Here is a 26,980-nt window from a genome sequence, read left to right as displayed (position 1 = left end):
TTTTCTTATCTAAAAATTCAAGGATTTTATTCTTGGAGCGCTCAAGAATATCTTGGACATAGCTGAATAATTCTGAATTGCGTTTAGAATCATGAATAAATTCTGGGCCAAACACATTATTTGCCAGAGCACGATTTAAATCTTCTTCAGTTGAAATACCCCATTGTGCAAGAATTTCCATTGAAATCTCCACCGTTTTACTAGAACTACTTTCAACATTTGAGCGAGATAATATCTGCTCTAATTCTTGCACTCCAGAAACACCATATTTCTCTAATATGTCGTTGTATTCTTCAATTTTCGACATATTTTCAGCAATATCATTATCATTATAAAACCAATGTAAATTAGTTGATAATTCTTTGAAGCACTTTTTTACCTTTTCATTAGCCAAATTTTCTCTAAGCCAAAGATACGTTTTATTAAATACTTCTTTTACATCAATATCGTTGTGCCCAATGCTGTTTTTATTTTCTTTCACATACTGTGTGATTTTCTCGGAAATATTCTCTAGGTAGACAGTTCTATTTTCAGGCAGATCTAAAATAATGTCTTTTGATAACAATGTTTTACGTACATCATATCCAGCATATTTAGATGCATCTTTAAGGATTTCATCAATTTCACCTGAATCCAGTGATAATTCTGCTCTCATTTTGAAATTTCCATATTGATCAGGCAATATAGCAATCCGATCCAATAAACCATCTTGCTCATATTTCACCAAAATTCGAACGAAATTTGACACCCACATCATCGCCTCATGCTCACTGGCAAAATTAAAACTAGAGGCAAAGATTCTTATACTTTCATAGGAGCTTATGTCCTTGGTTATTTTTTCCCTCCAGAATTTCAATGCCAATTTTAATAGCTCTTGTGAATGTTTCGATACACTATTCCTTATCCAGGCATCTTTACCTTGTAATTCATAAACAAGATCTAAAAAGTCATTTTGTTCGCTATTCTGTTTAGCTTGAAGAGAAATAATGCTCTTATAAAAGTCTTCTGCTGAAGGATGTGATCTATGCAATTTTTTTTAGAATCTCTGAGAAAACATCATCTAACGTGAGTTTTTTTAAATTAGCAAGGAACTCACTATTAATTTCTCTATCCAATAATTCAATTTTAAAATCGAAATTTAATACAGTAGATATGTCTTTATAAATTTCATCAATACCGCAATCAAGTGATACCTCATCTAAAGTACGAAATTCACCGTATTGATTTGGCAAAATACGTGGGCTTCTGCCAAGGTTGTTGGTATACAAATATTCATTAGAATAGAATAATGCTAATAATTCATTTAGCCAGTCAGTTACATTACCATTAAGATGTTTTGATAACTCACTAATATTTTCAAATGCTTCTACTCGGTTAATTAAATCTAATAAACCGTAATTTCGGCATTCTTCCCATAAAGAATTGTACCAACACTCTAATTCTTCACGCTTTGTAATCATATGGGGAATGAGTTTGCTTGATAGTGTCCATACTTTTGCCCTGAGAGTTTCATCTAAATCTTTTGGAATGAATACACCTGTACCGCCCCATTCATCTATAAGAGGCATTTTGCCAGCATTATGTGTAGAAATGAGAGGAATTTCTATGATATGAGACTTTAGTTTATTAATTATTTCTTGCTCAAACCACTCTTTAGATAGCCAATCCTTTGCAGGCTGTTCAGGGATTTTAGTAATGTTGTAGATTCCCTCATATTCTTTTTCTAAAAAGTAGTCCACTATCTTAACATAAAATAGTGAAGCTTCCATTAATATTTGCTTATTTTCAGCTATTTGTTTATGTACTTTATCCGTTAAATGTATTCCGTTTCGTGGTTCTGTTGGATTAAACTTAGGACTGTTTACTACAACAGGAAATGAAAAATCATTTGTTCCTAAGAGAGGAAAGTCGCAAAATATTTTGGGTAATTGAGTATCGTACTTTGTTGTAAAATTGTTACCTGCTTGCTGTTCGACTTCTACTGCAACAGATAAGTCATTCGTTCCCAAAACAAAAATATATCTATCTTTTGTCATCCCCTTTGTTGCAATTACAACATTTGTCACACTCGCATCTTCAAGCTCAGTTTCAATCATTCTGCCGCGGCTAATTTTTTGTATATATTGACCGCTTGTTACTGTGATTGAACCTATCTCTGGAACAAATGCAAATACGTAAGGTGCAGCAATAAGCAGATTCTTCAGACCTTTCTTTGCTGTTGACACTCCAGATTCGTCCAAAACATAGGTGAAGCAAGTATTGAAATCTTCGTCATTTATTGTTTTGTCAGTAGTTATGGTAGTATTCTTATCTAACTGCGAACAACTTTCTTGTATGGCACTAATTATTGATTGCTGATCCATACCAGATCGGTCTAAAATAACATTAAAAGAACATGGTGATTCACCAGCATCCTGCAGATATCCAGAAACCCTAACTTTTTCTGAAAGCAAGTGAGTAGTTAAAAAGCCTGTTCCAAATTTCCCAGTAGTCTTCTTATTTTTTTCATTAGTTATTGTGCGATCTTTTGTTGACACTTGTTCTATAAGAAAAACAATATTTTCTGTCGAGAACAGTTTACCATTATGTTTGAATTCAACAGTCTTATTGCCTTCGTCAAAGTTTATAATTATGTCAACCATCCCACTTGTGTTAACAACGTCTTTCGCATTTTGTATAAGTTCCCAGATCCATCTATAAGAGGTTGTCTCATCATTCTTCAATTTTAACTCAGTCAGCATATCAATTATTTTATTTGCAGCTTGTGTCTCTTGGGCTTTATTTCGTAAATTACGTATTTTCTGCGAAAACTCCATCATTTCACTATCACCTTCAACTATTCAATTGGATTATTGCTCACTGATTCAGAAATATTGTCAACCGGAATAAAACCATATCTCCCCACACCAATTACTTTGCTAAAGTGAATATAGTTCATGTTATCCTGTACTTCTTTAATAGGGTCTATATTTTCAAAAATGATTACCTGAACATCATTTCGAAGTTTAGATAAATTTTTGAAAAAGGCTTGCTTCATGTCTAACGATATATCTTCTTCACTACTGCTTAGTGTTGTTTGATTGAGTCTTTCTTTGTAAGTAGTTAACGGAGAATCTAAAATAATCAGCCCAGGATGCTTGAGTCCAATACTTCTTGTATATTTCATAATAGCAATAACAAAAGCAGCATTTAATATTGCCCGATAACCTTTTCCATGATTTTTTCTTTTCTTACCTGAAACAATTAACTCCTGATCATCATAATCTATGCTTACACTTGTTAAATCAGGGTAGTTCCATCCAGCAAGTAACTCTTTCACTTCTGTAGCAAAATCATCATAAATTTCTGTTGTTATTTCATTAACGAATTTCATCTTCTGATTCTTTTTAGACAACTCCCTCATAATATCTAACTGGCTAGTTTGATACTCAGCAATACGACGTTCATTAAGTTCAATTTCTTGAAAAATCTTTTTTATGTTCAACAAAGTATCCATTCTTTCTTTCGTTAATACTGCAACTGGCTTTAATTCACGCTGAATAATGACCTCAATTTCCTTAATTCGTTGACTTAAAAGTTTAACTTTTTCATTGTTTTCTTTATTCTCATTTTGTAGATTTGTTAATGTTTCTCTAAGATCAATTAGCTGAGCGTTAATTTTATTACTTTCCTCAGAACACGCAATTTGTAAATCCTCTAAGTAAAAATCATGATTATGCTCAGTAGTTTTTGAGTTGAAAGGATTATTGCAAACAGGGCAATTTGAATCAAATAATTGTGAGATATAGTGATCCCCTTCAATAAGAAATTGAAGTCGATCTAAATCAGAAAGATAGCTTTTTTCAAGCAATCTGAATCTTTCTAATAGTTCTTCAAGCATTAAAATTCTTGATTTTATTTCTTGTTCTTGAATCCATATTTCTTTCTTTTGTCCCATCCTAAGATTAATTTCTTTGCTATTATTTGATAATGTACTCATTAATTTCTCAATCTCTTTTGTTAGTTCATTGGCATCATAGTCCTGAATTTGTGCGCCTTTTTCTTTCAATTCCATTTTCAATTTCTGCAACAAAGAGCTTACAAACTCCAACTTTCCTTCGAGTCGGGTTCTGTATATCTTAGGGTCTTCTATCTCTTCTCCATGATTATCGTCTACGCCTGTTAGAATAGTCTTAAATGCAGACTGTTCAGTCGTTTTATTAGAGGGTATACCTGAAAAAATAGGCACTTCCTCTGATATAATTTTTTCCTCATTAAGCATCATTAGAGCAACAAGATTTCTAAAAGAAAAAGATACTTTGGTTCCTCTTGCATTTTTCCTTAAAAGCATATCTTTGATTCCCGTTAAGGATAAGAGAAATGTTGATATATTGTCCTTGTCATCCTTATCATGCTTAGCTTTCAGTTTCACACAATTCTGCAGAAATGAAATATCATCAATTTTTGACTCATAGACAAAAATTGATGAATCACCAATTTCACGCTTTAATGTATAGCTTTCTCCTTCGTATTTCTCAAGTTCAATAAAAATAGTTGAATACCCAATACTTTCATCTATTTCTTTTGGTTCATCTTTACCACCAAACATATAGTTTATTAATTGAAATATGTAAGTCTTCCCAGTATCAGAAGCACCTGAGATAACATTAAGCCCTTTTTTGAGTACGATACTAGCATTTCTCTTATTTTTTCCTGTAAGTCGGATTTCCGAAATAAAAAAACCCTCTGTATTCATTAGTTGTCCCCCCTTACGAAAGCTTCTTTTACAAATTCTCCACCCCAGCGATCAATATTTTTCATTATAAAATTTTTGAGTTCCACATCAGTATAATTAGAGAATTTGTCGATCAGTAATTTATTCACATCCAGAAGCCGTAGCATATAGTTAGACTCAAAATGTTGAAGAAACGCTTTAGAGTAAGGTGTTGCTCCATACAAAATTCCGCTTTTTCCATATTCGATGTTAATAAGCTTTTTGCTAATCATTAAGTGAAGCCCTTGGCTTACTAAATCTCGCTTTATCAGTATTTCACCAGATCGAGATGGTGTTGAAGGATGCAGACTCTCAAATTCTGGCTCAACATCACCATAATGTGTTAATAGATAATCCAAATAAATCAACCTTTGAATATCTATAGCTTTATTTTCTAATCCTGCTAAAATCACTAAGCATCGAAGTCCAGTTTCTAATGGAGTATTGAATAGGTAGGTTTCTCTACTTAATTTTACCTCGTTCATTTTCTCACCCAGTTCAGAATGTCATTGTTCGCCAGTTGATGGCAAATTCCACTTCTATCACTTCCATCAATGTAGCTAATTAGTACATTGCTTGTAATCTCCAATTTTCTAGCTTCTTTTATTGTTTCCTTAACACATACAAAGCCGTCAGCATGAGTATCCTCTGCAGTGTCTATTACTCCTCTATAAATTCTTCCTGCAACTTTTCAAAGGGCTCGTCATAAGGCAACTCATCTCTAGCAAATCTTCTAAGTGATTCTGCTTTATAATAGTCTTCCCGCTGTCTATTAAAATGTCGATGCAGCGAGCTGTAGCTTTTCAACTCCTCAACACCAGCAATCTTTTTTCCAAGGTGATCTGAATATGCTTCAAATAGTTGTGAAACATATCTTACTTCTTCCGGTTTTATTGAAGGCCCTGGGGCCTCCGACTGAGGTCTAGGCTTATTTAACCCACCACCAAAACGATATTTATAAAAAGGTGTGCTGCTGTACTGTTCTATCAATTTCTGAGGAGGACAGTGATTTATTATTGAAAAGTCAAACTTTTGGATATATTCCAGCAACTCATTAGTTAAAGAAACTTCACTTACATTCGTAATCTTTCTCTTGCATTTATCTTCCCAAGCTGAGATTAATCCAGCATTCAGACGAGTCGGATACTCGATTAATTCTGATAAAGAAGTTCCCAAACCACAAGAAGAAATCAAATAGTACTTTCTTGGAATTGTATATTCTTTAATAAACGTGTAGTAGCATAGTTTCCCCAATTCTAACCATACATCACTTGGATAAAGCGGATGGTCATAATGCTTACATTGATAATTATCCCAGACATGATTCGGGGAATCATTATTTACAAATGCAACTATATCCCTTCCCTTATCACCTGCCGAGCCTGAGCGATACACAGATGTATACTTCTTTTTTCAAATATCCATCGACCCATTCACAAATCATATCCTCAAATTGATCTGCTGAAAATGTTCGCAATCTATCTATAGGGGGGATAGGCAACCCAAAAAGAATATCGTAATTATCCGGCTTTTGCGGTAATTTGAATGGTTTTAATTCACTTAGAGTAGTTTCCATATAATCACCTTTCAACAAGAAATGCTACTTCATTAGGATATTCTACATTTTCCAAGCATTTCCTCCCTTTTCCGCAAAAATGCTGGTCATTAACTCAACTTCCGCAGGGCGAAAATCGACTTTGATCCTTTTTGTTGGTAGGTTATTGGCGGTTAGATAGTCCAATTGCAAAATAGAAAAACACCGCTTTGTATGGCAATGTGAGAGTATCGAGCTACCACTGCCTGACCGAAAGGTGTCTTCCATCTTGATAACCGAGCAACCTGAATGTTTTACCAGATGATTGTTTTCAGCGGAGGCTAGCTTGTTCGGGAAAGCCCTATTACTCCACTGGGATACAGGATACAATTGAACCAGAACGTTATTCCACCAAAAATAGGATTCCTTTTGCTCCACTGAAATACGAAAGTTCTACCCCTGAATATGAGGTCTGCCAAACAACACTTGCTTGTCCGAATCAAACAGATTGCGGTACACTACTTGTCCCCGGCTTGAGGAAGCATCTACAACTTTGCCATCCCCCGCATAAATTCCAACGTGGGTAATATCCATAAACCTACCATTTCGCTCATAGCTCCAAAATACAAGATCGCCAGGAACCAGGTCTGCCGCGCTTACTGTCAGGCCATTTTCTACGCAAAATCTTGCTTGTTCCGCTGCGGTTCGCGGCAGGTTAATGCGTAGCTGTCGATAAACCCACTGAACGAGATAGCTACAATCTGTAAAGTCATCCTGTCCGGCCTTCGGTTGACTGTACGGATCACCTAAACGAGTTAGCGCCAATTTGACGACTTCACTGCCTATTTCTCCCTCGGGCAAATGCTGCCCTATATCCGCAAGCTGTCCCGGCGTCAAGCCGACATCCGTTTCTTTACCGAGCATCTCAAACATGAGTGGCCGAAACTCCCCAGACATCATTTCTCTCATGATGTCCATCTGTTCATTAGTAAAGTGGTAGGAGTCAGCTTGTTGCTCCGCAGTTTTGCTCGAAACGGTAATATGCAAAATGTGTTCATAACTGGTAGTCGTCTCTTCGCTGGTACTCCCATCTTCATGCTCTACCGGAACGGTTTCCGTATGTTCGATCGTTTCAATACGGGATTCCAGTTGATTCATGTCCCAAAACACCGATTGGATGATCCCGATCCTTGTTGCATCAAGTGTTGCTACATCCATTCCGTTTTCTGAATCCATGACAGTCTTCACGGCAAAAACGGCTATAATATCCATCCAATTATCTATTCGCGTGTTATCCGCGCTGCCGGGATAATGAAACTCCACCCGGTCTACACGGCCAGAGGACTGCTGTATTTCTGCCAGTCGGTCGGCATACTCAATGTCCAGCTCTTGAACGATTCGGGAAAGCGGCTTTACATCGGCATCCGTATTTTCGCCGGATACAAAGATACTGAAAGGCGAGGAAATGACAGCAGCTATTGCCATAACAATGCACAATAATACAATAACGGAACTACTGATTCCCAAAAGCGCGGCTACTCCTTTGACAAGCAAAGCGGCTGCTTTTACTACCATTTTAATGATCCGAAGATTTAATCGCGCTGCAGCTTGTGCCCTTTGAATGGAGCGGCGGGCAGTCATCGCCATCTGTGCAGTCCGCTGCGCTGTCCTGGCGCTATTCATTTTTCCTTCCGCTTGATAATCAGAGTGGCTTTTAGCCTGTCCTAGCCGTTGTCCCGTTTTTATAAATGGCGATAATGTCTTAAATTTCCTTTCTTTACGTTTGATCGTATGGCTTGCTTGCTTTGATATAGCGAAGGGGATTCGGGATGACGGTGGCCTGAAATGCCGCTTCCTCATGCTTACGGACGTTAGCGCTTTTGGACGATTCACGCGTACATTTGCTGAATGAGATGCCGCGGCGGCTAATGCTCCTTTTTTCCCGGCCGGTTCTTGATCTCTACCTTCCCGATTTAGAATTCGGTTAGTAAAGCTATTTTTGCGAAGAGGATGCAAAAGCCGGGCATTGACCCGGCTCCGTATAAAGCGTTGTTTTCTTGATTGATGGTTAGCTGACAAGAGATATTTCCCATCTACCGGCTTGCGGAGATGCAACCTACGGGCAAGTCGCAATTGACGTGTACCTGAAGGCTTAGTAATTATAGCAGCGGGGTTCTGTATCGATACCGTATCCCCTTCTGACTTTGCCCGCCTTTTTTGAATGAGCCTTATCAATCTTTTGCTAGCAACCACGCCCATACCAATTTGAAAACGTACCGTTTTATCTATGGCCGATGCAGAATGGTGCTGCGCATATTCATTTGGAGATTGTGAAATCGTCTTGTCATTGTCTTTATGCTGTTTTGTGCGTGCGCTCGAATGTTTTACACGATCCATCAAGTTTGGCAGTTTGTCCAAACGTTTAATGTCTTTCACAACAGTCCTCGTTTTAATATCCTTCATCTATTCCACTCCCTTAACTAGTTGACATTCAGCGAACTTGTTCGTTCAGCCGCTTGAAATTCTTCTCCTGGCTTCGGCAATAATCCGGATAACGAAGTTGAATCGCTTCAAAAAAATAGGGAGCGTAGCTGCAATCGAATAATTCGTGGGGAGTAGAGTAGCGTTCCCCACCTTTTTCCGTCCAGCCATTCCACAGATTAAAAGCAAGCCTGCACACGCGGATAGAACTACCGGTTTGCCACGAGGCTGCGAGACCTCCGGGCTTAATGCCCCCATTAGAAAAATCAAACAAATCGCGGATATGACTCCGAGTATCGCGGGAAATACCTAATGTGTAGAAAAGTGCCCGATGATAGCCGTCGCTGCATTTCCTTTCATCAAGCATCCGATAGTAGAAACTTTCGTGTTCAGCATCTCGAAATCGAATCGGATTCATTGTTACCTGCCCCCCTCATGGAAAATGAGCGGCTGGTTATAACCAGCCGCCGCCTACATAAAGCTCTTTACCTATCTGTTCATTTTGGCAAGAAAATCGGACCCTTTGACCTACCGCAATCACATTTTTTTGAGAAACTGCGCCATTTGTTTTAAGCCGCGTTCAATAGATTTTCGTACTGCCCGTTCATCAACTTGCTCAGCTTGGGCAATCGCTACTTTGCTCATGTCTAAGAAGAAGTGAGCATAAATTCGTCTGAACGATTTTTCCGGCAATCGACACATAGCCGCATAAAGCTGCTCATTGGAAAGCTTACGCTCGTAATATTCCTCCGGGGAAATCGAAAGGAAAAGAACATCTTGTTCTATACCGTCGTTCCGATCAAGCGAGTAATAAGCGCGATGACGATAGGTGCGCAATTTATATGCACTTTCGTTTAAGTCGAAACGGCGGATTTCTTGTGCCACTTCATCATCTAAGTCGATCCATACATCCGTTTTGATAAAGGGATACATGTCCCGCAAATTAATCCTTTTCATATTCGTCCCTCCATTTGGTTTGTGGGCAAACCAAAATGGAGGGGGAGAGCGACAGCCAACGCTCCCTTTAAAACGATTGTTGATTTTGTTACATAAATAAAAAAGACCTTGCCGCTCAGCAATCCAATGCTGATTTGCAGCCAAGTCTGATAGTAATATCCATCGTTGAGGCGTTATGAGCCATACGAATAGTAAAAACACATAAAAGGATCGTGGTTTGACATTGCATGCAACGTGGGGCACATAATATCAATTTCCCTCCTCACATGGCAACACCATTGCGAGAGGAATAGCCAGTCTGTTTTATGATGGTGTTGTCCTACGTTTTAGTTCAAACGCTCCTTTTTGACTGTCCCGTATCACATGCCTTCAGCACTCGTCACTGTAATAGCTACCTTCTTTTGGGTTTCAATCAGAAAATAAAAAAAGAGCGCTTCGCTTCTTTTGCTGATCATCACAGCAAAAAATGAAGCGGCGCTCAATGGCTGGAATGCAAAGTAATGCGCATAGCATAAATACAGATGTATCCAGTTCAGGATGCATTTCTACCTATTTCTAAAAAAACAGATTAATAGGAACCGCATCATCGCCCTCCTTTCATCGGTATGATTGTACGACTTAATGCGGAAACATGACGAAACCATGGAACAAGTTATGCCCGTTTCGTCAATCCTTGCTTCACAAACATAAAGGACAGCCGATGATCTTGTAGGCTGCCCTTAAGCTTGCTATACTATCATCGTATCAGGAAAATCGTGCATATCGGGTGCACAATTCGTGCAAAACAAGAGCAAATCTAGTGCAGCGTTCGGTGCATGTTCGGTGCAAGAAAGATTCACGGCATCTCATCTCTTGGTGAGGAGTTAATCGTACTCGGAGAGATTGAACTGACTGCTAAAAATGGGGGTAGACCCTAGAGCCTGTTTGAAAAGATGGGGGATTGAGGTGATATTCTTCAATTCACGAACCATAAAAATAGAAGATGCGTATGTGCATCTTCTGAAGTAATGATATGATCAGTCTTCTCCAAAGGAATCCAGTTCCAACAGGACCGCCCGATCTTTGATTTTTCGATATACTTTATGCAGAATTCGCTTCCGATGATAAAAGAACGCGCGGCGGGAAAGTGCAATGCGATCTATAATGACCGAAAGCGCCAGTTTATCCAAATATCGTAGACGAACGAACAAAATTTCCTCTGTGGTGAGAGCCGAGAAAGCGTAATCGATCAATCCGATTCTCGATAATAGCAACGGGATTTCATGTTCAGTGATCTCTATCCGATGAATGACCGTACGCAACAATGGTTCTTGTTTTCTTCCATTGCCATGATTCACCCACTCATGCAAAGCCCTCGTTAATCCCGGAATATGCTTAAGCTCTGCCTGCGCATATTCCAACCTTGCTTTCCAATCACTATAGGACATAAGCCATGCTTCAACTTTTTCATAGGGGATGGACTGTTGAGTAAGATTCATCAAACACCCTCCCCAATTCCAAGAAATACTACAACTCTCCTTCCGCAAAACTGCTGAATGAAGTGCAAATCAATCCATGTTAATAAACATAATTCACGCTCCGTTTCTAATTGATCCATGACGATCATCCCTTCATTGTTATATTGGGGACAGCCGCATAATTACGTAAGTTAAAGGCACCATCCTCTTCATTTTACGAGAGCCTGTCCCATTTTGATTTACTTCAGACTCCGATTCACGACAACAATCTCCAGCATTCATCTTTTTTCTCTCCACCTCCTTTGGTACGGGATAATATTCCTATTTTCCCTTAGATTACCCCTTCATTTTACCTATTATTAGTTCGAATGGGGAGGGTGATCTTTTTGTCACCCTCTGTCATGATAATTTTGTCGAAAATCCCCGAATTTTCCCAAAGCTTGTTTCAATTTCAGTCCCATTAACTCACGTAGCATAGTGCTGATCATACAGACCTCTTCGTTTCGCCTTCTCAGCAGCTTCTCGAATGGATCGGGTGTCGAATTTACGAGTGATATGCCGAACGTGCGATTTTAGGGTGTTCGAAGTAATGCCAAGTAATTCTCTGATAATTGTCTGTCGATAGCCCAAGCCTATGAGTTGCAAAATTTCTTTTTCCGTAGGTGTGAGCATGCAATGCAATTCTTTTCGCTTTATAAGCTCGATCTCACTACGGATTATCGTCGCGACATCCGCATGGAGAGAGGACTGACGTCGGTGAGCTTCTCTGATCGCAACCGGTATGTCCATATAGTTGGACTTTGTAATATAATTGACCGCTCCGGCAACAACTGCATCGACCATGACTTCCGGATCATGTATCGAAGAAAGGACAATAATCGGTAACTCTTTATTTCTGAGAATCTCCGCTGCGGCGTCCAGCCCGTCTCGTTTGGGCGAATTCAAAATCATTTCCAAGATCATTACGTCTACGTCTAATTGTACACTCGCTCGAATCGCTTCCTCTTTTGTCGAAACGATGTTAGATAAATAAATATCTGGCTCGGATTCAAGCAACATAGCGAGTCGCTGTTGCCAAGCTAGGTCACCATCCGCCAGTAATACTTTGATACTCCCGTTCCTACGGATCATATCTTTTATCTCTACAGAAAAGCTTGTTTGTTTGTTCATAATCGATCACCTCTTTTATTTTCAAATGACAAAAAGACACGCCCTCTCACTGGCGTGCCTGCTTGTCATCTTGGTGTGGTTTGAGAGGGTAACCCGGCGATCATTGCACTAGTGCAGAAGACCCGTGGCTTTGCGTCCCTGTCTTTCGATCAGGTTTGCCTTTTTTCCTAGTCTATTCGACATATTGAATTAATTTATTTTACCATATTTCAATAGATGCCAAAAAGTTTGCTTGGTGTCAACCTTAGTAACGTATGTTCGAACATAGCGCAACCCACTTCTTCTTTCGGGGGTCTCGCCAACATTTTAACGAAAATATACGCTAAGCAAAGGCGAAGGCGCTGCCAACTTACCGGCAGCGCCTTATTGTTTATGCCGAACATGTTCAACTCAACTCGAGCTGCAACAGTTCGGCCCTTCACGGCTCAAGCCTTGATGGCACGTATCGCGGCAGACACCAGGTATTGTTCGACATTTGCGCCGGGAATCCAATCCTTGATGAACGTCTGGGATTCGTCTTTAGGTTCGATCTCAATTTGGGTAAACCCGCTTTGCGCAAGCATGGCTTCCAACTCCCCGATAGAGGAAGCTCCTGAAATACACCCTGAATAGATACGGTCGATATCCTGCTTGATTTCTTCCGGAAAATCGGCTGTTGCCACGACATCCGATATGGCCAGTCTGCCGCCGTCACGCAGCACACGGAACGCCTCGTCAAACACCTGCTGCTTCGATGGGGACAGATTAATGACACAGTTTGAAATAATCACGTCAACCGAGTGGTCCTGAACCGGCAGATGCTCTATCTCGCCCAACCGAAATTCCGTATTGGTAAATCCGCTTTTACTGGAATTTTCGCGGGCGCGGCTGACCATTTCCGGTGTCATATCTACACCAATGACGCGGCCGGAAGCGCCCACCTGACGGGAGGCAAGAAAGCAATCAAACCCGCCGCCGCTGCCCAGGTCCAGCACGACTTCTCCCGGTTGCAAAGCAGCAATGGCTTGCGGATTGCCACAGCCGAGGCCCAGATTCGCCCCATCTGGAACGGCTGTTAATTCTTCTGACGAGTAGCCCATTTTAGCGGAAACATCCGCGGCCGAACCACAGCAATCATTGGCTGGCGCTGGCTTACAACAGGACCCCGCCCCTACGTCCTGTAAGGCGATTTCTTTATACCGATTCCGAACGTTTTGACGAATTTGATCATTACTTACTTGATTCATGAAAGTTCACTCCTTAGTTTTTTTATACATCAACAGCAGCTCGTAACGCAGCAAGCCGTTGGTGTTGCACGAATGATTGGCCGTCGGTTAAAGAATCGGACCGATTGCTTTTGCATAGCGTCTGACCATTTCCACGCTTCTCTAGCAGATCGTTCGATTTCCCTTTGGCGTTGTTTCATAAGCATTTCCGCAGCAAACCAATTGAGGTTCAAGTCGGTCCCATCCTTTTATCAAAAAATGTAAGCATTCAGTGTTTAAGGTGATGCAAAAGCTTTTTAACAACAAACTGCGCGTCCGGCCCCCCCCCCCTTATGGTAGCAGAAGCAAAGGAACGCTGCCCTTCCAGCCCCACATAATAAAGTCCCGGAACGTCGCTTATGCCTGCTTGATGTAACGGCCTTCCTTCCGAATCCAGCGCGCCAATCGCTTGAAGGTAGGGAAGATACGGCCGGTAGCCTGTCGCAAAGATCACCGTATCTACCGGCTCTTTTGTCCCGTTCGGCCAAATCACGCCATCCTCATAAAAGGATGTGAACATCGGTTGTTGATCTGGTTTTCCTGCCGCTACTTTTTCTTTGTACCCGCCCGAATCGTTCACCGCACTTGAACTCGGCGCGGTTTTCCCGAACCGCCAAAAAGGAAAGGTGTCAAACCCAATCAGTTTGATCCAAAAATGCACATCCTGATCCAACAGCCTCGATTTCATGAATTGGATCGGCCGGAGTACCGCTAAAGACGTCTTGCTCACCTCGGCCAGCTCAACTCCGATCTGTACGGCAGAATTGCCACGCCCGACCACCACTACGCGTTGATTGCGAAATGGCTCCGGATTCCGGTATTCGGAGGAATGAAGTGTGCGGCCTTGAAACGCCTCCTGCCCCGGTAAAACTGGCGTATAGGGATTGTGAAATGAGCCGGCCGCATTAATGATGGTGCGTGCCCGAAACGTATCCCCTACCATCGTACGGACCGTAAACCCTTCTCCATCCCTTTCGACCGATGCTACGCGTTGATTGGTTCGGACCGGCAATTGAAATTTTGCCCGGTAATCCTGTAAATAACGAATGACTTCATCACGCTTGGGATAGCCATTCGGATCGCCGGGGAATGTCATGCCTGGCATCGACGAGAAACGTGCCGGAGAGAACAGTTTGAGACTATCGTAATAACGCGGCCACGAGCCCCCCGCCTCGTCGCCCGCGTCCAAAATCAGATATCGAAGTCCTTTCTTCTGTAGATGATAGCCGGAAGCCAGACCCGCCTGCCCCCCTCCAATGACAATCGTATCCAATACCTCATTCATACCCAACACCCTCCGATTTATTTGCAAAATGCAAGTATTAGAGAAAAGAAATCACCCGATGGGGGTGGAACAGCAAAGGCTGGATTTTGACATAGCTTCATTCAAAAGCTTAATGGAGCGAATGACCGTTTCTTTTTCAAAATCGTTCATGTGAGAGAAAATCTCTGCTAAATAAGCGTTACATTGCTGGTCAATCGTTGTGGCTACATATTTGCCTTCTGTCGTGAGAGAAAGCACAAATACCCTTCGGTCGTTGGGATCGGGCGATTTTTTCACTAAGTTCATTTTGATTAACGATTGGATTTGTCGGCTAAAGGTCGTTATATCGGTTCCTAACGCCTCGGCTACCTGCTGAATGGACGGTTGATGCTGACGATCGATCTCGTAAAGAATATGGCTTTGCACTAAGGAAATATCGCAGCCACCGGCGGTGCAGCAATTTTTATTGAGAAACCCAAAACGGCGTGTCATGATCTGAAATAGTTCGCGAACATTTTCCACTGTGATTCACCTCATGTTTCAGTTATACAATATATATTTGCAAATTGCAAATATTTTTAATCGCACAAAAAGAAAACCACTCGGCTGAGTGGTCTCTTGCTTGCTTATTTACCGGGATATAGTTGGTGCAAACATTCTCTCTGTGATGGCTTAATATCAATGATGTTGCGAATGCTCTTTGCCTTGGCCTCGGCTTCGTCAAGCGTATCGCTTAATCCCAAGGCAAGCAAGGTGCCAGCGGCTACCGTACCGGTCCGTCCCTTTCCTCCGCCACAATGAAAAGCAACTTTCTTGTTTTGGTGATAAGCTTCGGTGACGGCCTGGATCGCTTGACCGAAGGCTTTTTCTTGCGGCATAGCGGCATGATCTGCTAACGGAATTTGAATCCATTTCGCACTCGCCGCTGGATAGGTGCATTCCGTCGCTTCGCCGCGAAGATCCACGATCACGTCGATACCTTCATTTTTTACCATCGATTCCACATCAGTTGCCGCGCCCATGAAAATTTTATCCGGAATCAAAGCATGGTAGGTTTTTTCAGACGCCATAGACTATACTCCTTTTTTAAACGATCCAAACTCAATCGGAACCGGGGCCGCTGGCGGCGCGCAGCAAAGGGACAAATCCCTGGCTTCTCCGGCGGATTCGAATTCGGAATCTTCTTTTGTGTAGAAAATCTCCCAAGCGTTGCCGTCCGGATCATACACCCAAACTTTATCCTGCACCGCATAGCAACATGTGGTATTCATCTCGTCAATCAGCAGCAGTCCGCTTTGACGAAGCCTCTCCCCTATGGCCAGCACTTCTTCCGTATTATTGACTTGGAAGCCCAAGTGATTCAGTACACCCTTTTGTTCGAAGGGGCGCACATTGAGCGAAAAATGCAGCGCCGGTTCTTCTAACTCGAATTTGGCGTAATTATCTTTAATCTTACTCGGTTCGGCCCCAAAAAAAGCGCGATAGAACTCCAGAGACTTGTTCAGCTCCGTACAGTTTAAAGCAACATGCATTCGTTTGATCATCGTCGCCACCTCATTTCCCTTCTTTGACGAATTGTTCAATCCGGCTCTTAATCGAATCGCGAACGGTGCGGAACTGGTTCATGATTTCTTCTTCGGTTCCGGTTGCTTTTGCCGGATCATCAAAACCCCAATGCCATTTCGTTACGTTCTTGTTGGAGATCACAGGGCAATGCTCGTCGGCGTGGCCGCATAAGGTAATGACATAATCGGCGCGATTCAAAATGTCCGGATCGATCACATCGGAGGTGTTTTTGCTAATATCTACCCCAGCTTCTTGCATGACTTGCACCGCACGCGGATTCAGTCCGTGTGCTTCAAGACCTGCGCTTTTGACTTCATATTTGTCGCTGCCTAGCGCGTTTAAAAACCCGTCCGCGATTTGGCTTCTGCAAGAATTTCCGGTGCACAAAAAATAAATTAACGGTTTTTTCTCCATGGTGAACAATCTCCTTTTGATTTCAATTCATTAATCGCCTTGATGAACTCTTTTCGCTTGTTTACTTCCCATAAAAGACTTCATGATCATTGCAACCACCACCAGGACGACCACAATCACCGCAATACATAGCCATACATTCACCTGTAGCGTCTGGAGAACATAAAGCCATACATAAAGACCGGTGAGCGTTATGAACAACGTGGGAATGGTTAACAAGATGCCGACTTTAAAATAATAGCCCCATCTGATTTTCACGTTTTTTGTGGATAGTACATGCAGCCAAAGCAGCGTGGCCAGGGAGCCGATTGGCGTAATTTTCGGCCCTAAGTCCGAACCGATCACATTCGCATAGATCAGCGCCTCACGAATGAATCCATCGGTTTGTGTACCTTGGATGGCCAACGCATCAATCATGACCGTTGGCATGTTGTTCATAATGGACGACAGGATGGCTGCAATAAAGCCCATCCCTACGGTAGCCACAAATAACCCTTTGTCTGCGACCGCTTGAATGACGCTGCCCAGTGCATCCGTAAGTCCGGCATTGCGCAAGCCATAAACGACCACATACATGCCGATAGAGAAGATCACGACAGCCCAGGGAGCGCCTTTTACCAGTTTCCAAGTATGAATCGCAGGGCTCTTTCTCGCCGCGAACAAAAAGGCAATCGCTGCAACCCCGGCAATAATGGATACAGGGATCGAGAAAAATTCGCTAATAAAATACGCAACAAGCAGCGCGGTTAAAATGACCCAAGATAACTTAAACAGCCGCATATCCTTGATGGCTTCCTTCGGCCTTTTCAGTTGCGTGAGATTGTAATTGTTCGGGATGCTTTTCCGGAAATACAGATACAGCACAATGAGGCTCGCTATGACGGAAAAGAAATTCGGAACAATCATGCGGCTCGCGTATTCCGCAAAACCGATGTTGAAATAATCGGCGGATACAATATTCACCAAGTTGCTGACGACAAGCGGTAAAGATGCCGTATCGGCAATGAACCCACTCGCCATAATAAACGGTAGGATCATCTTTTCATCAAACTTAAGCGCCCGGACCATGGCGAGCACAATCGGCGTAATAATCAAGGCCCCGCCGTCATTGGCAAACAGCGCGGCAACCGCCGATCCAAGCAGGATGATAAATACAAACATGAGTAGACCGTTTCCGCGTGCCAGCCGCGCCATATGCAAGGCAGCCCACTCAAAAAATCCGATTTCATCCAGCACCAGTGAGATTAAAATAATGGCCACAAACGCCAAGGTGGCATTCCACACGATGCCGGTTACGGTGCCGACGTCAGCGAAGCTGACCACGCCAAATATTAAAGCAAGGATCGCTCCGACACTTGCCGACCAGCCGATGTTTAATCCTTTCGGTTGCCAGATGACAAAAAGCAACGTTACCAAGAAAATGAAAATCGCTACATAAACCATATGCGTCCTCCTGAACTACGTACAGCAATCATTGGTTTCGCAAACGACAGGCTCAATCATCGCCGCTTGCGAAGGAATTTCCTTTAGAATATCCAAAATATAAGGCTTGTCTTCCAGGCAGAGCGAATAATAAACCCATTGCCCCCTGCGGGACTCTTTGACCAAGCCCCCGTCCCTCAGCTTGCGCATATGCTGACTGATATTGGGCTGGCTTGTTTTCAAAATGTCCACGATCTCGCACACGCACAGTTCCTTCACCTGCAACATGGCTACGATAGTGAGCCTGTTCCGGTCCCCTAATAGCTTCAAGGCATCCGCTACTTCTTCTAGTTTGCTCAACTGCTTCACTCCTTTTAAGCGACGGGAATGTCCATCCCTTTTAACAACCCAATCACTTTCTCCCGAATCTCGTCACGCGCTCTCTTCACGTCTTCCAGGCTGCCGCCGTCTACGGCCAACGGGTCAGGGATGTTCCACTCGACGTTCATGATCTTAAACGGTACGATAGGACAGCGCTCCACAATTTGTTCGCACAGCTTGACGATCGCATTCGACGCTAGAAAAAAATTTCATATCAATTTTTTTTGCAAACATGCTGGGAAAGATCGATGCCTACCTCACGCATAGCTTCAATGGTGTAAGGATGCACTTCTTCGGATGGATTTAATCCAGCACTCTCCACCACTACATGATCCCCGCCATAAAACTTGGCAAAAGCTTCGGCCATCTGACTTCGGCACCGATTTTGCCCGCAAAGGAAATAAATTCGTTTGACTTCCCGTTTCATTCTCCCACACTCCCCTACCCGCTGTAAATAGCCATATAATTATTTGCTTATTTCTATTATGATCATATACGCCAATTGTTAACGCAGTATCAACGTTGAAAAGAATATTTTAGATATGTTTGATAGATAATCAAATATACATTTGAATAATCGAAAAGTTTGTTGTATGATAACAATCAAATACTCGTTTGATTATAGAGGTGAGAATATGAGCGGTATGAAAGAAAAGGACTCATGTGAAATTTATTGTTATGACGAACCTAAAGTCCGAAAGGTACAACATGCACTTGAAGGACAAAATATTCAAGGCATGATAAAGATGTTTAAGGTTTTAGCTGACGAAACCAGAATGAAAATCGCTTTTGCCCTTTGCGAAGAAGATGAATTATGTGTTTGTGATGTGGCTAACATTATCGGTTCTTCGTTGGCAACAGCTTCACACCATCTTCGCACCTTAAAGCAGCTTGGCCTAGCCAAATACCGCAAGGATGGCAAATTAGTTTTTTATTCGCTAGAAGACGACCATGTTCGTCAATTGGTACAGCTAGCTTCTACTCATTCGCGGGAGTTGATCACCAATGGAAAATAAAATTGAAAACACAGAAGATAAAAACGTCTACAGAGTTCAAGGCTTTACCTGTACGAATTGCGCAGGCATTTTCGAGAAAAATGTAAAAGGTTTGCCTGGCGTTAAAGATGCTCAAGTCAATTTTGGAGCATCCAAGATTACCGTTTATGGAAGTACCACAATGGAGGATTTAGAAAAGGCTGGAGCTTTTGAAAGCCTGAAAGTCACACCTGAAAAACAACGGACGATTGAAAAGAAAAAGCCATTTTGGCAAGAGCATTGGAACGTGTTGGTTTCTGCCGTATTGCTTGCGGCAGGTTATTTTCTAGGTGAGGGAAGTATCTTATCCGCAGTCATTTTTGCGGCTTCTATTCTCATTGGCGGTTACGATCTATTCAAAAAAGGGCTTAAAAATCTCTTCCGGCTTCAGTTCGATATGAACACCCTTATGACGGTGGCCATCATCGGTGCCGCGGCGATCGGCAAATGGGGCGAAGGCGCGACGGTTGTGATCTTGTTTGCAATTAGTGAAGTTTTGGAACGTTACTCTATGGAGAAAGCGCGTCAATCCATTCGTTCCCTGATGGATATTGCACCGAAGGAAGCTCTGATTCGACGCGGTTCCGAAGAAATTACGGTAAGTGTCGATGATATACAGGTTGGCGACGTCATGATTGTAAAGCCTGGTCAAAAACTCGCAATGGATGGCGTGGTTATTAAAGGGACATCAACCATTAACCAAGCTGCGATAACCGGCGAATCGGTTCCCGTAACGAAAACAATTGATGATGAAGTTTTCGCAGGCACATTAAACGAAGAAGGATTGCTTGAGGTCAAAGTAACGAAGCATGTCGAGGATACTACAATCTCGAAAATTATTCACCTTGTTGAAGAAGCACAAGCCGAACGTGCACCTTCACAAGCGTTCGTTGACCGATTTGCGAAATACTATACGCCCGCGATTATGATTTTGGCATTAGGTATTGCCGTTGTTCCCCCTCTGTTCGTCGGCGCTGATTGGGGCGATTGGGTATATCGGGGATTAGCGTTACTCGTCGTCGGCTGTCCTTGCGCATTGGTCATTTCGACACCTGTTTCGATTGTTACAGCTATCGGAAACGCGGCGAAAAATGGCGTCCTTATCAAAGGCGGCATACACCTTGAAGAAGCTGGTCGCCTTGCCGCAATCGCATTCGATAAAACGGGTACGCTGACGAAAGGATTCCCGGAAGTAACAAATGTCCATACTTTCGGAACGAAAGACGAAAAAGAATTGCTTGCCATCGCGGCAGTTATCGAAAAAGGTTCGCAACACCCGCTCGCTTCCGCGATTGTTCGTAAAGCTGAAAATCTCGGAGCCGACTTATCCCTCACCGTTGAGGATTTCCAATCGATAACTGGAAAAGGCGTTAAAGCAAAAGTAAACGAGGAATTGTATTACGTCGGTAGTCCAAAACTCTTTGCAGAACTTCGCTCCGATATGAATGTTGAAACGAATCAACGTATCGAAGCTCTACAAAAACAAGGGAAAACGGTTATGGTCTTGGGAACGGAACAACAAGTTCTTGCCTTAATAGCCGTGGCCGATGAAGTGCGCGATTCCAGTAAAGACGTTATTAAGCAATTGCACGAAATTGGCATCAAGAAAACGATTATGCTTACGGGTGATAATCAAGCAACCGCCGAAGCTATCGGGAGCCGGTTGAATGTTACAGACGTTAAAGCCGACCTCATGCCGCAAGATAAATTAGATTACATTAAGCAGCTTCGTAAAGACTATGGCAATGTCGCAATGATTGGCGATGGCGTCAACGACGCGCCCGCGCTTGCGGCTTCAACGGTTGGTATCGCTATGGGAGGCGCGGGTACGGATACGGCGCTTGAAACGGCGGACATTGCACTTATGGCTGACGACTTAGGTAAACTCCCGTATACGATTCGGTTAAGCCGTAAAACCCTTGCGATAATAAAGCAAAACATTACGTTCTCGCTCGGGATTAAACTTGTCGCTTTGGCTTTGATTGTTCCTGGATGGCTTACGCTATGGATGGCTATTTTTGCAGATATGGGAGCTACCCTAATTGTTACTTTGAACAGCTTACGTTTGTTAAAAGTGAAAGGGAAATGATCGCCTATGAATAACCCTTGGAATAAAGTGATTTATCGGGTATGGGCACCCTTTTATGATTATTTCTTTAATTCCGGGCCTTTTCTAAAGGCTCGGAAAAAGATTTTTGAGGACGTCGACATTAAAGCTAACAGCCAAATTCTTTTTGTGGGCGTCGGGACAGGTGCAGACTTGCGGTTCATTATGGGGAAAGATATTTCTGTAACTGCAATCGACTTGTCACCCGAAATGCTTGGCCGAGCTAAGAATCAATATGACTCTCCTAACGTTACTTTCATGGAAATGGATGCACAAAATTTGACCTTTTCACCGGAATCATTTGATATGGTCATTGCGAATCTGATCTTATCTGTGGTCCCTGATCCGAACCAATGTTTTCAAGAAATGATTCGGGTTACGCGAACTGGGGGACGTATTCTCATTTTCGATAAGTTTGCCCCTCCATCTCGGGAGTTGCCTGTAATGAAGAAAATTCTTCGCCCCGTCGTAGCATTGATGGGTACAGACATCGGTCGTCATTTTGAGCAAATCATTATGCCGTACGAGAAACAAATTCGAGTGGAAGAAGATGCATCAGCCCTATTTAACGGTATGTATCGAAAAATCATAGTTCGTAAACATCAAACTTAACTAGGTATCTCCTAGGCCAAGGTATTGAGGGGGAAATGTCCCCATGTACTTTACGGGTGGTGTCAGCTTTGTTTGCTGGTACTACCCCATCATTGGCCGCCGCGGAACTGACGATAGCTTAGAACGGCTCATTGATTTCCTCGTATTCCTTCACTCGCCGGTAAAATGTAGGCTTTTTCATACCGATCCGACGTATAGCGTCCGTCGCGGTAATCTGGCCTGCTTTCCATTCCCGGTACGCCTCCACATTTTCCATCGATCTCCTGCTTGGGTCGGCCGAATACAACAGCCCTCCTCTCGGGGAACCTCGATTCCTTCCGCCTGCCGCTGCCGGTTCTTCTTCCGCTCTTGCTCGGCCACATAGCTAATACAACCAAAATAAAATTATTTCGGAACTTTAAGGAAATAAATAAAGATGTCTTGACTATGTATCATGGTACAGGGTTTACACTTATGAGGGAGGTGAACCATGAGGTATCATTCAGGAGATATATCCAAATTATGTAATGTGAATAAAGAAACGCTTAGATATTATGAACGAAAAGGTCTGATTGCTGAACCTGTAAGGTCGGATGCAGGTTACCGGCTTTATCCGGAAGATGCGGTAAAACGAATCATGTTCATTAAACGTATACAAGAGCTTGGTTTTACGTTATCTGAAATTGATAAATTGCTTGGTGTCGTTGATAAAGACGATGTGAGATGTGCGGATATGCACGATTTTGTTGTTCAAAAACTTGAAGATGTTCGGTTGAAAATAAGAGACCTTGAGCGAATCGAATGTATGCTAAAAGATTTAAAAGACCGCTGTCCAGATGAAAAGGCAATTCATGAATGCCCAATCATCGAGGCGTTAATTGACAATGAGGAGGAAATCCTGTGAAAGACAATACAAAGAAAATGGGATGGGGCTTTTTAGCTCTGCTTTCCTGCCCTTGCCATCTCGTTTTGATTCTTCCTCTGCTTGCTGGCACAACACTGGGTGCGTATTTTGCAGCCCATCAAGGCGCCGCTAGTGCTATTTTGGCTATTCTATTTGTGATTTCCCTTTGTATGGTATTCAAAAGGACGAATATACAAGAAAAAACCGATGTGACACACGATTGCTGCTCAGTACCAGGGCAAAAACGAGGTGAATGATTTTGAGAGAAAAACTAACGAGCTGGGGGGCGGTATTATCTGCCTTTCTTGCTGCCTCGGACCCTTAATTCTCATTCCACTCGGATTATCCGGTTTGGCAGGTACACTCGCGATTATTTCAATCAAGTACCAGATGTTTTTAATGATCACGGGTACGGCAGGCGGCAGCAATGAAAATCATCGGCAGCAGTGCAAACTGCAAGTACAACTGTTGCAAATCAATCGGCGACGTTCACGGTCACGGGATTAGAATGTTGCCCACCTTCTGTGATTCAAGATTTAATTTCAAGGTAAACGGAGTCAGCAAAGTAGAAATTGAACCTAAGGGAAGCACTGGAAAAGTGACGGTTTCCTTTGATGATCTGAAAACCGATGTAAAGCTAATCCAATCATCGGTTACAAAATATGGGTTTGATGTAATGGGAGGATAAAAAATGAAAAAATACCGAATCAACGTTCAAGGCATGACATGCAGCGGCTGCGAAGAACACGTAGCAACCGCACTTAAAAACATTGGAGCCGCCAATATCGAGACGAGTTTTCACCGTAATGAAGCCACGTTTGAATTGCCCGATGACGTTATGATCGAAACCGCCCAAAAAGCCATTAACGAGGCAAAATATCAATCCGGAGATGCGGAAGTGATAGAAACTCATGATGCTCCGGTTCTCGGCGATGAAGGCGACTATGATTTTCTGATCATCGGTTCCGGTGGAGCAGCTTTTTCCGCAGCGATTCAAGCGGTGGAATATGGCGCAAAGGTCGCGATCATTGAGCGGGGAATTGTTGGCGGAACCTGCGTAAATGTTGGCTGTGTTCCATCAAAAACGCTGCTTCGTGCCGGTGAAATCAATCATTTAGCCAAAAGCAACCCATTCTTGGGACTAGCCACATCAACAGGAAAAGTAGATTTGGAAAAGTTGGTCGAACATAAAAATGAACTGGTAGCCAGTATGCGAGAACAGAAGTATGAACATTTGATTGGTGAGTACGGATTTGAACTCATTCGAGGAGAGGCAACATTCGTAGATGAAAAAACCATTGAGGTAAGTGGACGACTGGTTACAGCGAAACGATTTTTAATTGCCACAGGAGCTTCTCCGTCCATTCCGGATATTCAAGGATTAAGGGACGTGGATTATTTAACAAGCACATCACTACTTGAGCTCAAACAATTGCCTAAAACGGTTGCCGTCATTGGCTCAGGCTATATTGCAATGGAATTGGGTCAACTCTTTCACAATCTAGGGTCAGATGTTACGCTGATGCAAAGAAGTCCTCGCATTTTGAAAGAGTATGACCCTGAAATTTCCGAAGCGGTGACAAAGGCTTTAACGGAGCAAGGGATTCACTTGATTACCGGTGTAACGTATGATCGCATAGAAGCAAGTGGCGATCTAAAACAAGTGCATATTTCCGTAGATGGCGAAAAGAAAGTCATCGAAGTCGAGCAGCTGCTTATTGCAACCGGTAGAAAACCAAATATTGAAGCACTAAACCTTAATGCTGCGAACGTAAATATAGGTTCCAAAAGCGAAATCGTCGTCGATGATTTTTTAAACACTTCGAATCCTAGAATTTATGCTGCAGGCGATGTGACGATGGGGCCGCAGTTTGTATATGTGGCTGCTTATGAAGGTCGCATCGCGGCCGATAATGCAATAGGCGGCTTAGAGAAAAAGGTAAATCTTGAAGCTGTTCCAGGTGTTACGTTCACTTCTCCTTCCGTTGCTACTGTAGGACTCACGGAAGAGAAAGCCAAGGCAAAAGGGTATGAGGTTAAAACGTCCATTCTTCCTTTGGATTCGGTGCCTAGAGCACTTGTTAATCGCGAAACAACCGGCGTTTTTAAATTAGTGGCTGATTCCAAGTCGTTAACGGTGCTTGGTGTTCATATTGTCGCTGAAAATGCCGGAGATGTAATTTACGCTGCGACACTTGCAGTCAAGTTCGGTTTAACGGTCGAGGATCTACGCGATAGCCTAGCACCGTATTTAACGATGGCTGAGGGATTAAAACTAGCAGCTCTTACGATCAATAAAGATGTATCTAAATTATCCTGTTGTGCTGGATAAGATATTGGCCAAGCAACCTTGATCGTAAAGACAACTGTTCTCAACTGATCGTTTATCGATAATGAAAACCAGTCAAACACTAATTTTCGTGTTGACTGGTTTTTGCATTCAACCGACTGCAATTATATTACCTCTTCGTTTCAAGCGCTTTGGAGTCCTCCAAAAAGCGACTTTCTTAGCTTCTTATGGACTCTCGGGTTCCGTTTTTCTAATTACGTGTCTTTCCATATCTCTGCAAACTTGGTCAAAAATCAATGTCAATGGCTGTTCCGATATAAAATATCTGGATAGGAAATCAAACCAAAGATTATCGAAGGAAACGGCAATTCCGCCGTAAAAATCACGAACCGTTAAGTACTGGTCCCATAGCTTCACTCGGAATTTTTCCAGTTCAGCACATCGCCCCATAGAAATTCCGTATCAAGCAGCAGGGCCGTCGTTGGATTTTGTAGCAGCTTTCTCTCTTTCTTCAACCAAGCCTTGAAAATACTTGGCCCGTTCCAAATGAAACCCGCGCAACTGTTCTTGATAATGATGCAGGTTTCATATGCCATTCGTACATTTGTCTATAATAAGTGGCATTGTCTTGCGTGTACATCGGCATCGCATAGTGGACGAAATGATTCAAAGGAAATTCCCTCCTCGTGTGTTTGAACGTCTTCGTATTTCCACATTAGTCTATGGAGGGATACCTATAACGAGCACGGCATTGGCCTAGAGTAACCAGATTTACGGTACTGATACAACCGAATTTGCCATAGTGCCCATTTCGAGCATCGTAATATCAATGGTGACGACATCCGGCCGAATATTCCTGTAACAGTTGGACGGCTTCTTCCCCATTCTCTGCTTCTTTAAATTTATATACTTTAAATAAAGTTCCTACATGAGTGAGTACAGAATTTTTTCTACTGCGTCAGTTTAACCAAGAATTGCTACTTTAAGCAATTGAAAAGATAGAACACCGAAACAGCCTATCCCCAGAGTGGGATAGGCTGTTTTCGCCTTGTTTCAGCTTGCCATAGCTCGGCAAGCTTTTGCACAGGAGAAACAAGCATCGGCACAGCGCTGACAGTGTTCATGCTCGTGCTTTTTGCACTCATTCCCGCATGCTTCGCAAACATCGGCACAAATCCGGCAAAGCTCCTTCACATAGGAACTGTGATGGGACATCGCTTGCGCAGCAAAGGCACAAATGTCGGCGCACTCCCGATCCAACCGGATGCACTCTTTCATCCCCTCAAGGTGATCTTCATTCAAGCAGGCGTCATAACAGTGATTGCATGCCAGCATACACTTTATGCATTCATCAATGCAATGTTGAAATTGCTCATGTGACATGGGTTGTTTTACCTCCAATTTGAAATTT

26 protein-coding genes, 1 pseudogene and 1 riboswitch are annotated in these 26,980 nt (G+C 42.6%); of the genes and pseudogenes, 7 read left to right on the top strand and 20 right to left on the bottom strand.

The window, feature by feature from the left end; all coding sequences use genetic code 11:
• The 19 genes and pseudogenes from BN871_RS01790 to BN871_RS26460 form a co-directional block, all read right to left on the bottom strand.
• Positions 1-1,030 (bottom strand): hypothetical protein (locus BN871_RS01790; RefSeq protein ID WP_198157991.1); only part of this gene is annotated, 1,030 nt, incomplete at its 3' end.
• A complete protein-coding gene (locus BN871_RS28155; RefSeq protein ID WP_198157990.1) occupies positions 1,023-2,819 on the bottom strand; it encodes a sacsin N-terminal ATP-binding-like domain-containing protein in 1,797 nt (598 codons plus the stop codon). The genes BN871_RS01790 and BN871_RS28155, both read right to left, overlap by 8 nt.
• A gap of 17 nt (positions 2,820-2,836) precedes the next feature.
• Positions 2,837-4,735 carry a hypothetical protein gene (locus tag BN871_RS01780; protein WP_048744030.1) on the bottom strand — a complete coding sequence of 633 codons (1,899 nt, stop codon included), beginning with the start codon at positions 4,733-4,735 and terminating at the stop codon, positions 2,837-2,839.
• A complete protein-coding gene (locus BN871_RS27340; protein WP_069202419.1) occupies positions 4,735-5,238 on the bottom strand; it encodes an ABC-three component system middle component 2 in 504 nt (167 codons plus the stop codon). Before BN871_RS27340 ends, BN871_RS01780 begins: the two co-directional genes overlap by 1 nt.
• Positions 5,235-6,148 (bottom strand): annotated as a pseudogene (locus tag BN871_RS28150) (ABC-three component system protein). The gene BN871_RS27340 and the pseudogene BN871_RS28150 overlap by 4 nt, the downstream one beginning before the upstream one ends.
• A gap of 592 nt (positions 6,149-6,740) precedes the next feature.
• Positions 6,741-8,750, bottom strand: coding sequence for a C40 family peptidase (locus tag BN871_RS28145; protein ID WP_021877430.1), 2,010 nt, complete (start codon positions 8,748-8,750; stop codon positions 6,741-6,743).
• Between the two features lie 28 nt (positions 8,751-8,778).
• Positions 8,779-9,186 (bottom strand): DUF6075 family protein, encoded by a 408-nt coding sequence (locus BN871_RS26465; protein WP_021877429.1) that lies wholly within the window; start codon positions 9,184-9,186, stop codon positions 8,779-8,781.
• Between the two features lie 119 nt (positions 9,187-9,305).
• Positions 9,306-9,869 (bottom strand): RNA polymerase sigma factor, encoded by a 564-nt coding sequence (locus BN871_RS01765; protein ID WP_232312753.1) that lies wholly within the window; start codon positions 9,867-9,869, stop codon positions 9,306-9,308.
• A gap of 872 nt (positions 9,870-10,741) precedes the next feature.
• Positions 10,742-11,203 carry a hypothetical protein gene (locus tag BN871_RS01760; RefSeq protein WP_021877427.1) on the bottom strand — a complete coding sequence of 154 codons (462 nt, stop codon included), beginning with the start codon at positions 11,201-11,203 and terminating at the stop codon, positions 10,742-10,744.
• Between the two features lie 444 nt (positions 11,204-11,647).
• The gene (locus BN871_RS01755; protein WP_048744021.1) at positions 11,648-12,352 is read right to left on the bottom strand and encodes a response regulator transcription factor; all 705 of its coding nucleotides are present in this window, start codon (positions 12,350-12,352) and stop codon (positions 11,648-11,650) included.
• An 84-nt stretch (positions 12,353-12,436) separates the two neighbouring features.
• Positions 12,437-12,522: riboswitch (cyclic di-GMP riboswitch) on the bottom strand.
• Between the two features lie 255 nt (positions 12,523-12,777).
• Positions 12,778-13,578, bottom strand: coding sequence for an arsenite methyltransferase (locus BN871_RS01750; protein WP_021877425.1), 801 nt, complete (start codon positions 13,576-13,578; stop codon positions 12,778-12,780).
• Positions 13,579-13,825: 247 nt separating this feature from the next.
• A complete protein-coding gene (locus tag BN871_RS01745; protein WP_048744018.1) occupies positions 13,826-14,881 on the bottom strand; it encodes an NAD(P)/FAD-dependent oxidoreductase in 1,056 nt (351 codons plus the stop codon).
• Positions 14,882-14,932: 51 nt separating this feature from the next.
• Positions 14,933-15,382 carry a MarR family winged helix-turn-helix transcriptional regulator gene (locus BN871_RS01740; protein ID WP_048744016.1) on the bottom strand — a complete coding sequence of 150 codons (450 nt, stop codon included), beginning with the start codon at positions 15,380-15,382 and terminating at the stop codon, positions 14,933-14,935.
• Positions 15,383-15,486: 104 nt separating this feature from the next.
• Positions 15,487-15,930, bottom strand: coding sequence for a dual specificity protein phosphatase family protein (locus tag BN871_RS01735; protein ID WP_021877422.1), 444 nt, complete (start codon positions 15,928-15,930; stop codon positions 15,487-15,489).
• Between the two features lie 3 nt (positions 15,931-15,933).
• The gene (locus tag BN871_RS01730; RefSeq protein ID WP_028598746.1) at positions 15,934-16,404 is read right to left on the bottom strand and encodes an ArsI/CadI family heavy metal resistance metalloenzyme; all 471 of its coding nucleotides are present in this window, start codon (positions 16,402-16,404) and stop codon (positions 15,934-15,936) included.
• A 10-nt stretch (positions 16,405-16,414) separates the two neighbouring features.
• Positions 16,415-16,840, bottom strand: a complete 426-nt coding sequence (gene arsC, locus BN871_RS01725; RefSeq protein ID WP_048744013.1) for an arsenate reductase (thioredoxin) — start codon at positions 16,838-16,840, stop codon at positions 16,415-16,417.
• A 30-nt stretch (positions 16,841-16,870) separates the two neighbouring features.
• A complete protein-coding gene (locus BN871_RS01720) occupies positions 16,871-18,283 on the bottom strand; it encodes an arsenic transporter (protein WP_021877420.1) in 1,413 nt (470 codons plus the stop codon).
• Between the two features lie 15 nt (positions 18,284-18,298).
• Positions 18,299-18,622 carry a metalloregulator ArsR/SmtB family transcription factor gene (locus tag BN871_RS01715; RefSeq protein WP_048744011.1) on the bottom strand — a complete coding sequence of 108 codons (324 nt, stop codon included), beginning with the start codon at positions 18,620-18,622 and terminating at the stop codon, positions 18,299-18,301.
• 235 nt (positions 18,623-18,857) lie between these two features.
• On the bottom strand, positions 18,858-19,070 hold the full coding sequence (locus tag BN871_RS26460; RefSeq protein ID WP_083436181.1) for a hypothetical protein: 213 nt from the start codon (positions 19,068-19,070) through the stop codon (positions 18,858-18,860).
• A gap of 217 nt (positions 19,071-19,287) precedes the next feature.
• Here BN871_RS26460 and BN871_RS01710 point away from each other — a divergent pair, with 217 nt between their 5' ends.
• The 7 genes from BN871_RS01710 (at position 19,288) to merA (ending at position 25,611) form a co-directional block, all read left to right on the top strand.
• Positions 19,288-19,659 carry a metalloregulator ArsR/SmtB family transcription factor gene (locus BN871_RS01710; protein WP_048744055.1) on the top strand — a complete coding sequence of 124 codons (372 nt, stop codon included), beginning with the start codon at positions 19,288-19,290 and terminating at the stop codon, positions 19,657-19,659.
• Complete coding sequence (locus BN871_RS01705) at positions 19,649-21,766, top strand: heavy metal translocating P-type ATPase (RefSeq protein WP_021877416.1); 2,118 nt, start codon at positions 19,649-19,651, stop codon at positions 21,764-21,766. The genes BN871_RS01710 and BN871_RS01705 overlap by 11 nt, the downstream gene beginning before the upstream one ends.
• Before the next feature lie 6 nt (positions 21,767-21,772).
• Positions 21,773-22,396, top strand: coding sequence for a class I SAM-dependent methyltransferase (locus BN871_RS01700; protein ID WP_021877415.1), 624 nt, complete (start codon positions 21,773-21,775; stop codon positions 22,394-22,396).
• A gap of 469 nt (positions 22,397-22,865) precedes the next feature.
• Positions 22,866-23,279, top strand: coding sequence for an Hg(II)-responsive transcriptional regulator (merR, locus tag BN871_RS01690; RefSeq protein ID WP_021877413.1), 414 nt, complete (start codon positions 22,866-22,868; stop codon positions 23,277-23,279).
• The gene (locus tag BN871_RS26455; protein WP_021877412.1) at positions 23,276-23,536 is read left to right on the top strand and encodes an Uncharacterized mercuric resistance protein MerE; all 261 of its coding nucleotides are present in this window, start codon (positions 23,276-23,278) and stop codon (positions 23,534-23,536) included. The genes merR and BN871_RS26455 overlap by 4 nt, the downstream gene beginning before the upstream one ends.
• Positions 23,537-23,706: 170 nt before the next feature.
• The gene (locus tag BN871_RS27335) at positions 23,707-23,967 is read left to right on the top strand and encodes a heavy-metal-associated domain-containing protein (protein WP_021877411.1); all 261 of its coding nucleotides are present in this window, start codon (positions 23,707-23,709) and stop codon (positions 23,965-23,967) included.
• A gap of 3 nt (positions 23,968-23,970) precedes the next feature.
• Positions 23,971-25,611 (top strand): mercury(II) reductase, encoded by a 1,641-nt coding sequence (gene merA / locus BN871_RS01685; protein WP_021877410.1) that lies wholly within the window; start codon positions 23,971-23,973, stop codon positions 25,609-25,611.
• 1,011 nt (positions 25,612-26,622) lie between these two features.
• Here the strand turns inward: merA and BN871_RS26450 are convergent.
• Positions 26,623-26,952, bottom strand: a complete 330-nt coding sequence (locus BN871_RS26450; RefSeq protein WP_083436180.1) for a four-helix bundle copper-binding protein — start codon at positions 26,950-26,952, stop codon at positions 26,623-26,625.
• Positions 26,953-26,980 lie beyond the last annotated feature (28 nt).

The organism is Paenibacillus sp. P22 (assembly GCF_000469945.2).
GTDB lineage: Bacteria > Bacillota > Bacilli > Paenibacillales > Paenibacillaceae > Paenibacillus_O > Paenibacillus_O humicus.
Note: the sequence above shows the minus strand (reverse complement) of the source record. Positions and strands in the feature narration are given on the sequence as shown.